We start from the raw sequence: 8,797 nt of genomic DNA, 5'->3' as shown, positions 1-8,797 counted from the left end.
GGATCACCTTGGCGGATGCGGGACGCGCGAATGCGCAAGCGGCCTACGTGCCCGGCGAGGGCACGATCCTGCCGCGCAATGCCGAAGACATCGCCTGGTCCGAGTACAACCATCATTGGGCCGGAATGTTCGTGGTGCTGATCGGACTGCTGGCGCTGGTCGAGCATTTTCGCTGGGGCCGATGGGCGCGGCACTGGCCGTTGCTGTTTCTCGGCATGGCGGCCTTCCTGTTCTTCCGCGCCGACGAACAGGCCTGGCCGCTCGGGCCGGCAGGCTTCTTCGAATCGCTCCGCGATCCCGAGGTCGCCCAGCATCGCATCTTCGTGCTGCTGATCGCCGTGTTCGGCATCTTCGAGTGGCGCGTGCGCCTGCGCGGCAAGGCCGGGCCGGCAGCGCTGGTGTTTCCGCTGGTGACGGCGCTCGGCGGGGCGTTGCTGCTGACCCATTCCCACGCGATCGCCAACATTAAGGACCAGCTTCTGATCGAGATGAGCCACACGCCGCTGGCGCTGTGCGGCGTTCTCGCCGGATGGGCGCGCTGGCTCGAATTGCGCATGGACGGCCGCGTCCGCCAGGTCGCGGCCTGGGTCTGGCCGGTCGCCTTCCTCCTGGTCGGGCTGATCCTGCTGGATTACCGCGAAGCCTGATCGCGCCGGCCGCCCTTCACGAGCCCGTCGGACTCCGGATCGCCGCGCCGGCATCGATCGTCCGCGCATGCAGGCGACGGTCGGCGGGACGCGCGACCAGCAAATACAGCACCAATGCGAGCAGCGAGGTCGCGGCCATCACCGCGGTCATCGAGAGCGCGGTGTGTCCGTCGAAGCGAACCGCAACGAGCCCGCTCGTGACGGCGCCCGCGATCAGCTGAATGCTGCCGGCCGCGGCGCTGACGGCGCCGGCGATGTCGGGCAAATGCTGCATCGTCGCGCTCATCACGTTCGGCACGCTGAGGCCGAAGCCGAGCGCCACCGCCATCAGCAGCGCGACGACGAGCCCGACCGGCATCCAGCCGGCCAAGGTCATTGCGAGCAGGACGACGCTGGCCGCCGAGGACAGCGTCAGCCCGATGGTGAGCATGTGGCTCGAGGATATTCCCCGCCGGCCGAGCTGGCCGTCGAGGAAGGCGCCGGCCATCACCGAGGCCGAGCAGGCGCTGAAGATCAGCCCGTATTGCGCAGGGTTCAGCCCCACCGCGCCGACGAAGAACAGCGAGGCGCCGGTGACATAGGCAAATACCGTCGCGCCGCCCGCGGCGCCCACCAGGATGTAAGCGAACGATACCGGATGCGTCAGCACCCGGCGATAACTGTCGATCACGGCTGACGGCACGTGGCGGCCGGATGATGCCTCCGCCGCGGTCTCGGTGAAGCGAAACATCACCACTACCAGCAGCATGAAGCCGATCGCGGCCTGGGTCGCATAGATCGACTGCCAGCCGGCGGCCGCCAGCAGGGCGGCACCCGCCGTCGGCGCGATCACGGTCGCGACATTGACCGCGACCATGACGCTGGCGATCTTGCCACGCGCGGCGTCGCCGTCGAAGAGATCGCGGATGATGGCGAAGGTCGTCGCCGTCGCAGCGGCGCCAACGCCCTGAAAGAAGCGGCACACCAGCAGGAGCGGCAGCGAGGTGGCAAGCGCACAGCTGACGCTGGCGGCGATGAACAGCGCAAGGCCGAACGCCAGAACCGGCTTGCGGCCGATGCGGTCCGAGACCGGCCCGTAGATCAGCGGTGCGGTCGCAAGGCTCAGCATGAAGGCGCTCATCGTCAGCCCGACATCCGATGCGCTGGCGCCGAGCGTGGCGCCGGTCGCCGCCAGCGCCGGCAGGTTGATGTCGATGCCAGAATAGGGCACTGCGGCGAGGGCGCCGAGCAGCAGCGTGAAGGCAAAAGTATCTGGCTCTAATCGCATGGACGATGATCCGATGAGGTGTGAGGGAGTTTTCGGCGGCGGTGGAGCGCGCATGTCCCGCGCTCCACCGCGTCCTTTAGCTGCGGATCAGGCGCGGCGGTTGGCGCGCCGTCCCTGGCTCGCGGCGGCGGCGCGCAGGCGTGACACGTCGGTCTCGTCGGTGACGAGCTCGCCGATAATCCGGAGAATTTCCGCCCGCGTGTCGATCCCGGCGTACTCGTCCGCGATCTGCGTGGCCCGCAACTGATAGCGCGGCTGGTCGAGCACCGCCCGCACCGCGTTGCGGATCGCCTCCGGCGTCGGCTCGTTGGTCGCGAGGTCGATGCCAACGCCGGACCAGGCGACCCGCGCGTTGACGTCGGCCTTGTCCTCGGTCAGCCCCGCCGTGACCAGCGGAACGCCGAAGCTCAAGGCCTGGTTGACGCTGCCATAGCCGCCATTTGTGACGAGCACGTCGACCTTCGGCAGCAGCCATTCGAACGGCAGATAGCGGGCGAGGCGCGCATTCGACGGCACCTTGCCGGGGATGGCGTTGACCGGCCGGCCGCCCGCGGTCGCGACCACCAGGATGTCGGGCTCGTCGGCAAGCGCGGCCAGCGTCGGGGCGACCAGCAGGTTGAAATTGTGGTTGGCCACCGTTCCCTGCGTCACTAGGACGACCTTGCGCGAACCGTCGAGGTCTTCGGCCCAGGACGGCAGCGGCACCTGGTTGGGGATGATCGGCGGCGTGCCGACAAAGTGCACGGAGGACGGGACCTCGCGCGGAAACTCGAAGCTCGGCACCGACAATTGCATATAGGCATCCGCGAGCGCGACCACCGCATGGAACAGCGGCATCGAGATCGGCCCGACGCCGAGCGCCTTCAGCGCGCGGTTCAGTCGCAGCGACACCGGCTCATTGACCGCCGCATCGAACTCCCGTGCCTTGGCAGCGTATTGATCGCGCTCCTCGGGGCTCCTGGCCGGCGGCAGGCCCAGGAAGTTTGGTGCACCGTCTTCGCGCGCCCAGTGCAGGAAAGAGGTGCCGCAGAGTGCAATGGGCGGCCGCTGCGAGCGCGGTCCGAGCAGCATCGGCAACACCCCGAACAGCATGTCGTCGGCGAGGATGATGTCAGCGGGGAAGTCGCGGAGCGACTGCAGCAGTCCCTGGTGCTGGTCCGCAATGGAATCGACGAACAGGCGCTCCAGGGCCACGCGAAACCATTCCAGCCCGGGTGGGATCGTCTTGAGTTCGGGGAACCTCGAGAATACGTCGTTCGGGTCGAAGTCCACGTTCTCCGGGAGGGGAATGAACTTGACGCCGCTGGCCTCGACACGGGCGCGGAAGGCGGTGCCCGTCATAAAGGCGATCTCATGACCTTCGGCGGTCAGGATCCGCGTGATTGCCAGCATCGGATTGAGATGACCGGTCGCTGGTGTCGAAGCGATAAGAATCTTCATGGGAGATGACCTCTTGATGATCGATGCACGGTTGCCACAGGGCAGCCGCTCGCGTGAGCAAGAGGGACTTGATGGGATCGCCGTTACACCGAGGCTTCCGACGGCCATCAAATGGTTACGTCGGCAACGCATCGTGGCGCGGTCAAGGCCGTGATCGACGACGCCGATATTCAAGGCCGGCAGCGAGGCCAGCGCCGCCAGGAAAGCATTACATTTGTAACGCGAGCATCCGCCGGTGAAACGGCGCAGTAATGCCGCGTCCGTAATCCGGCGGCGTGCCGCGGACATTCAACGGCGATTTGGCCGAAGGCAATTATTGACGCCCGGGATATCGCGCGGCTTTGACCGTGCAGATTTGTTTGAGGGGTACGCCATGCAGGATGTTGTCGCCCTGGCGACGATGGTTGCTCTCATCGCGCTTCTGGTCTGGCTCGGCGTTCGCGCCTTGCAGGCACATTATCGTGTGGTGAGGTGGGGCGGCGTGGGACTGGTGGCCGTGCTGGCCATCGCGGTCTCGGGCTTCGGCGCGCTGACGGCGGTAGGCATCGTCAAGCAGCATACCCGTTCGGCGCCGGTCCCCGATCTCAAGGTCGAGGCGACGCCGCAGCAAATCGCGCGCGGCCGGGCGATCGCCGACGGTTTTTGCGCCGGATGTCATTCGAACAGCGGCGTGCTGTCGGGCGGCGGCGATGTCGGCCGTGATCTGCCGCTTCCGATCGGCTCCTTCGTCCCTGGGAATCTCACGCCCGCCGGCGCGTTGAGATTCTGGTCCGACGGCGAGATCTTTCGCGCCATTCGCAATGGTGTCGACGCGCAAGGGCGATGGCTCGCGATCATGTCCTTCACCAATGCCGGCCGGCTGAGCGACGACGACATCAAGGCGGTGATCGCGTATATCCGCAGCCTGCCCGCGACAGGCGAGGCGACGCGGGATCCGCCGGATCGGTTCAGCGTGCTGGGTCTTGCGATGCTGGGCGCCGGGATGCTGCCGGATGCCAAGCCCGTGTTCACCGGCGTGATCATCGCGCCGCCAAAGGCGCCGACGGCGCGCTATGGCAGGTATCTCTTATCCTATCAGGACTGCCGCGAATGCCACGGCAAGGATCTCACCGGCGGCGAGCCCGGCCAATTGCCGCCGCTCGGGCCCGACCTCACCATCGTCAAGGGCTGGAGCCAGGCACAGTTCATCGCCACCATGCGCACCGGTGTCGATCCGAACGGACATCGGCTCGAAGATCAAATGCCGTGGCGGCCGATCGGGCGGATGGACGACGACGAGCTGGCTGCGATCTATCAGTACCTCGCGGGCCTCCCGCACACCTGACCCATCGTGGCGGATGATCGCGTGCGGACGGCCTTGCCCGGCCGCACATGCGCGTCGATGACGCCGCGTTGCGCAGGATCGTGCGGCGGGAAAATCTGGCAGGAAATTCTCGCAGCCGATCGCGCACGCCGAACAGCCCTTCGTCATCGACGCGCGATGACGCGGCTTGCGCACTGGAAATCGCCCCAAAGTAGCATTAGCTCGCATCACAATGCTTCACGTCTGCGACATCCTGCGGACTTGGCCGCAGAAATACCGGCTTATGGCGTCATCACAACATCATGGACAGCGGCGGCGCATGCCGACCTTTTTCGCTGTCCCTGATACTAATCTGAGTGATTGCCGAACTTGAGCGTGACCCGGTTGGTGACGGCAGTTTGAGAGAGAAGTATGCTTGCTGATGTTGGCCACATCGTCGTCGTCGACGACGATCCTACCTTGCGACAGATGGTGATCAGATATCTTGAGGAGCACAACGTGCCGACCAGGGCGGCCTCCAACAGGGCCGAACTGAATCACTATCTCGAAGCCGGTCAGCCCAGCCTGATCATTCTCGACCTCCGGCTTGGCCAGGAGGACGGTCTGGATTTGCTGCGCGAGATCCGGTCGCATTCCGACGTGCCCGTCATCATTACGACCGGCCACCGTCCCGATGAAATCGACCGGATCGTCGGGCTCGAGCTCGGCGCCGACGACTACATCATCAAGCCGTTCTCCCTGCGGGAGCTGCTGGCGCGCGTGCGGGCGGTGTTGCGGCGGCAGGAGATGGGCCGCGCCGCGCGCGCCCGCGATCCCGAGCGCGGCGGCTATCGCTTCAATGGATGGAAGCTGGAGCGGCGCGGTCGCAAGCTGATCGATCCCAACGAAGCGCCGGTGCCGCTCAGCAAGGGCGAGTATGCGCTGTTGCTGGCCTTCCTCGAGGCGCCGCAGCGACCTTTGACCCGCGAGCACCTGCTTCAGGCGACCCGCATTCACGAGGACATTTTCGATCGCAGCATCGACGTTCAGGTGCTGCGGCTGCGGCGCAAGCTGGAGACCGATCCGAGCGCCCCGCGCGTCATCCAGACCGAGCGCGGTGTCGGCTATATCTTCGCGGTTCCCGTAGATCCGTTCTAAATCGCCGGGCTCATGCGCCTGCAAAAATGCCACCGCCGGATTGCAACTGTAACAGCTTTGCCGGCGGTGGTGATCTCGGTGTAACGGCCTGTATGCAGATTGCCTCCTACCAACAGCGTGTGGGAGATTTACGATGAAAGCGCAGTCTCACAATGTAGCCCGTGTTGTCCGCCTGAACATCACCGAGCCCGACGACCCCGGCTGGCTCGCACTGTCCGATGGCCGAGCATTTGTCCGTCTCGGCTTTGACCGCAGCGGGATGCAGAACTTTGCAGACAAGGGCGTTGCGGACATCGGTTCGCAGCCGGCGCGGCCTGACGCGGAGCCGGAGCGGAGCGCCGACTCGTTCTGGTGGGAGCTGCTCTTTGGCATGATGGAAGGCTTCGCCCTCTATGGCGCGGCGTTGCATCCGACGGCCGCGATGCCGGTTCACGCCATCCTTGCGGCCACCAGGGATCGCCAGGGGCAACTTGACGTCAGCGAACTGCCGGAGCCGGTGCAGGACAATGCCGGCGCGAAGGCCGGCTGTAACGGCAATGTGGTCGAGCTCGACCGCCTGCAGCTGCGCGAGGCACAGCCGGCGCGACGCTGGAATTGGCTGCGTGCGGTGGGTGAGACGGTGGCAGCATTGTCGGCGCAGCTGCGTCGCGAGCGCGAGATCGGACGGGCGGTTGCGGCTCTCCAGGAGCTCGACGACCGGACGCTGCGCGATCTTGGAATCGCCTGCCGTTCGGAGATCGAATGGACCGTGAGGTACTGCCGTGATTGCTGATGCGTTCTATCTTGCTCTCGCCGGACTCGATCTCTGCCACGCCGCGGGCCGCTTGTTGCTCTCGAGCAGGTTCGACACCGGCGTGCTCGGCCTCCGCCTGCGGATCTGGTGGCGGCCGCATTCACGAAACCATCGCGCCTCGATCAAAAGCCCTTGAACGGATGCAGCTGATTTCGTTTCGACCCCCATATGGTTGATAGTGCGACCATTGACTGGATTTAGCGGAGCCGGGCCAGGCGCCGGCTATCGGGGCGGCATCATCGCGATTTGCGCGGTGCTGCTGTGCGGTGTGGAAGTCACGCCCGCACCGTCGCAACCGCCGCCGCCGCCGGTTGCACTGGACCGCGGCGAACCGATCACCCCAATTCCCTCGGCGCCTGCCGTCGACCCGCTCAAGGCCGCGCTCGGCGAAAAGCTGTTCGGCGACCGCCGGATGTCGCACGACAACTCGCGTAGCTGCCAGTATTGCCACGATATCGCGACCAATGGCGCCAGCCAGAAGCGGCACGATGTCGGTCTCGACGGCGCGGAGATGGCGCTCAACTCGCTCACCGTCTTCAACTCGACGCTCAGCTTTCGTTTCGGCTGGGAAGGAAAATTCCGCACCGTCGAGGCCGATATCAGTGCATCGCTGGAAAGCCCGCGAACCATGGGCAGCAGTGCGGTGGAGATTGCCGCCAAGCTCGATGCCGACCTGGACATGCGCGGCCGCTTCATGGCGGCCTATGGCCGCCGTCCGGAAGGCGACGATGTCGTCGACGCGTTGGCAAACTTTCAGCGCACGCTGCTCACGCCGGGCAGCAGGTTCGACCGCTGGCTCCAGGGCGAAGAGACGGCGCTGTCGGCGGACGAGCTGGCCGGATACCGCCTGTTCAAGTCGCTGGGCTGCTCAGCCTGCCACCAGGGCGTCAATGTCGGCGGCAATCTGTATGAGCGGCACGGCATCTTCCATCCGCTGGCCTCGCCCGAGCCGAAGATCCTGCGGGTGCCGAGCCTGCGCAACGTCGCGACCACGCCGCCGTATTTTCATGACGGCAGCGCGCCGACGCTCGATGACGCCGTTCGCAAGATGGCGATGGCCCAGCTGAACGCGACGCTGACGGACCAGCAGGCCAAGGTGCTCGTCGCCTTCCTGAACACGCTGACCGGGACCTATCGCGGCACGCCGGTCGGAGGCTCGCCGTGAGATCCGCTCCGCTCGTTGCCGGCGTCGCCTTCACGCTCGCGCTTCTCACCTGGCTCCTGCTCAACGGGCTGAACGTCAATTCGGCGCGTTACGACACCCAGTTGCAGGCGCTCGGCGATTTCACCCGGTTCGAGCGCGGGATGACCAGGGAGGTTCTCATCGCGCGCGCCGGCCTCTCGCGGAATTATGACGGGCTGGTGAGGATGGTGAATGCCTATGACGATGCCTTGACGCGGCTGCGCAATACCGCGGGCCTCGACGACGAGCAGACCCTGGCGATCGACGTGCTGGCGGTGCGGGCCAGCCGGCAGGAGAGCCTGATCGAACGGTTCAAGAGCAGGAACGCGCTGCTCCAGAACTCCTTTGCCTATTTCGCGCTGTTCAGCGACAGGCTGGCCGAAACTGGCTCCCGGCCGGTGGTGACGGCCGCCTCCGCATTGGCGGCCGCGATGCTGCGCCTGACGCTCGATACCTCGGACGCCGCGGCGCGCCAGGTCGAGGACCGTCTCGAGGACCTCGCGCAATTGCAGGCGTCGCCGGCGGAGCAGGACTCGGTCCGGGCGCTGCTGACCCATGGACAGATGCTGCATGACCTGCTGCCCGATATCGACACCATCCTGAAGGCGTTGGTTGCCGATTCCAACAACCGCGAGCAGGATGTCATGCTGGCGCTCATCCAGAAACGGCAGCTCGCCGCGCGCGCCTCGGCGCGCAACACCCGGTTGCTCCAGTACATCACCTCGCTGCTGCTGCTCTCCGGCATCATCTATTTCGGCATGCTGCTGCGCAAGCGGGCCATGATGCTGCGCCGGCGCGCGACGTTCGAGCACGCCATCGCCAGTATCTCGATGCTGTTCATCAATTCGAGCAACGAGCGGATCGCCACGGATGTCGAGATGGCGCTGCATCAGCTCGCCGGTTACATCGGCGCGGACCGGGCCTATTTCGCCTGTGTGGTCGGAAGCACGATGCACACCTACCGATGGTCTCGCGACGGCGTCACGTTCGAGCCGGGCTGGCCGGAGCGGCTGCTCGGCCTTGCGCC

7 protein-coding genes and 1 pseudogene are annotated in these 8,797 nt (G+C 65.9%); 6 read left to right on the top strand and 2 right to left on the bottom strand.

Annotated elements, in window-relative coordinates; translation table 11 throughout:
• Positions 1 to 647, top strand: a pseudogene (locus HYH08_RS37215) (copper resistance D family protein); the annotation flags it as partial.
• A 16-nt stretch (positions 648 to 663) separates the two neighbouring features.
• Here HYH08_RS37215 and HYH08_RS37210 read toward each other — a convergent pair.
• Together HYH08_RS37210 and HYH08_RS37205 are read right to left on the bottom strand one after the other, a co-directional pair.
• Positions 664 to 1,914, bottom strand: coding sequence for a multidrug effflux MFS transporter (locus HYH08_RS37210; protein WP_220014793.1), 1,251 nt, complete (start codon positions 1,912 to 1,914; stop codon positions 664 to 666).
• Between the two features lie 87 nt (positions 1,915 to 2,001).
• The gene (locus HYH08_RS37205) at positions 2,002 to 3,354 is read right to left on the bottom strand and encodes a glycosyltransferase (protein WP_220014792.1); all 1,353 of its coding nucleotides are present in this window, start codon (positions 3,352 to 3,354) and stop codon (positions 2,002 to 2,004) included.
• 373 nt (positions 3,355 to 3,727) lie between these two features.
• Here HYH08_RS37205 and HYH08_RS37200 point away from each other — a divergent pair, with 373 nt between their 5' ends.
• The 5 genes from HYH08_RS37200 to HYH08_RS37180 all read left to right on the top strand — a co-directional run.
• Entirely contained in the window at positions 3,728 to 4,678 is a 951-nt protein-coding gene (locus tag HYH08_RS37200; RefSeq protein WP_220014791.1) for a c-type cytochrome, read from the top strand.
• Positions 4,679 to 5,068: 390 nt separating this feature from the next.
• A complete protein-coding gene (locus tag HYH08_RS37195) occupies positions 5,069 to 5,794 on the top strand; it encodes a response regulator (protein ID WP_220014790.1) in 726 nt (241 codons plus the stop codon).
• A gap of 133 nt (positions 5,795 to 5,927) precedes the next feature.
• Positions 5,928 to 6,566, top strand: a complete 639-nt coding sequence (locus tag HYH08_RS37190; RefSeq protein WP_220014789.1) for a DUF1127 domain-containing protein — start codon at positions 5,928 to 5,930, stop codon at positions 6,564 to 6,566.
• 199 nt (positions 6,567 to 6,765) lie between these two features.
• Positions 6,766 to 7,752: a cytochrome-c peroxidase gene (locus HYH08_RS37185; RefSeq protein WP_220014788.1), complete on the top strand. Its 987-nt coding sequence runs from the start codon at positions 6,766 to 6,768 to the stop codon at positions 7,750 to 7,752.
• The coding region (locus HYH08_RS37180; RefSeq protein WP_349631492.1) for a DAHL domain-containing protein at positions 7,749 to 8,797 on the top strand (1,049 nt) is incomplete at its 3' end. The genes HYH08_RS37185 and HYH08_RS37180, both read left to right, overlap by 4 nt.

Origin of the sequence: Bradyrhizobium sp. BR 10289, assembly GCF_019455385.1 — a bacterium.
Classification (GTDB): Bacteria; Pseudomonadota; Alphaproteobacteria; order Rhizobiales; family Xanthobacteraceae; genus Bradyrhizobium.
The sequence above is the reverse complement of the archived record's forward strand: the minus strand, read 5'-3'. Positions and strand labels throughout refer to the sequence as shown.

Coding starts and splice junctions, on each gene's coding strand:
- HYH08_RS37210 (WP_220014793.1), bottom strand. CDS start 1,914: ATGCGATTAGAGCCAGATACTTTTGCCTTCACGCTGCTGCTCGGCGCC.
- HYH08_RS37205 (WP_220014792.1), bottom strand. CDS start 3,354: ATGAAGATTCTTATCGCTTCGACACCAGCGACCGGTCATCTCAATCCG.
- HYH08_RS37200 (WP_220014791.1), top strand. CDS start 3,728: ATGCAGGATGTTGTCGCCCTGGCGACGATGGTTGCTCTCATCGCGCTT.
- HYH08_RS37195 (WP_220014790.1), top strand. CDS start 5,069: ATGCTTGCTGATGTTGGCCACATCGTCGTCGTCGACGACGATCCTACC.
- HYH08_RS37190 (WP_220014789.1), top strand. CDS start 5,928: ATGAAAGCGCAGTCTCACAATGTAGCCCGTGTTGTCCGCCTGAACATC.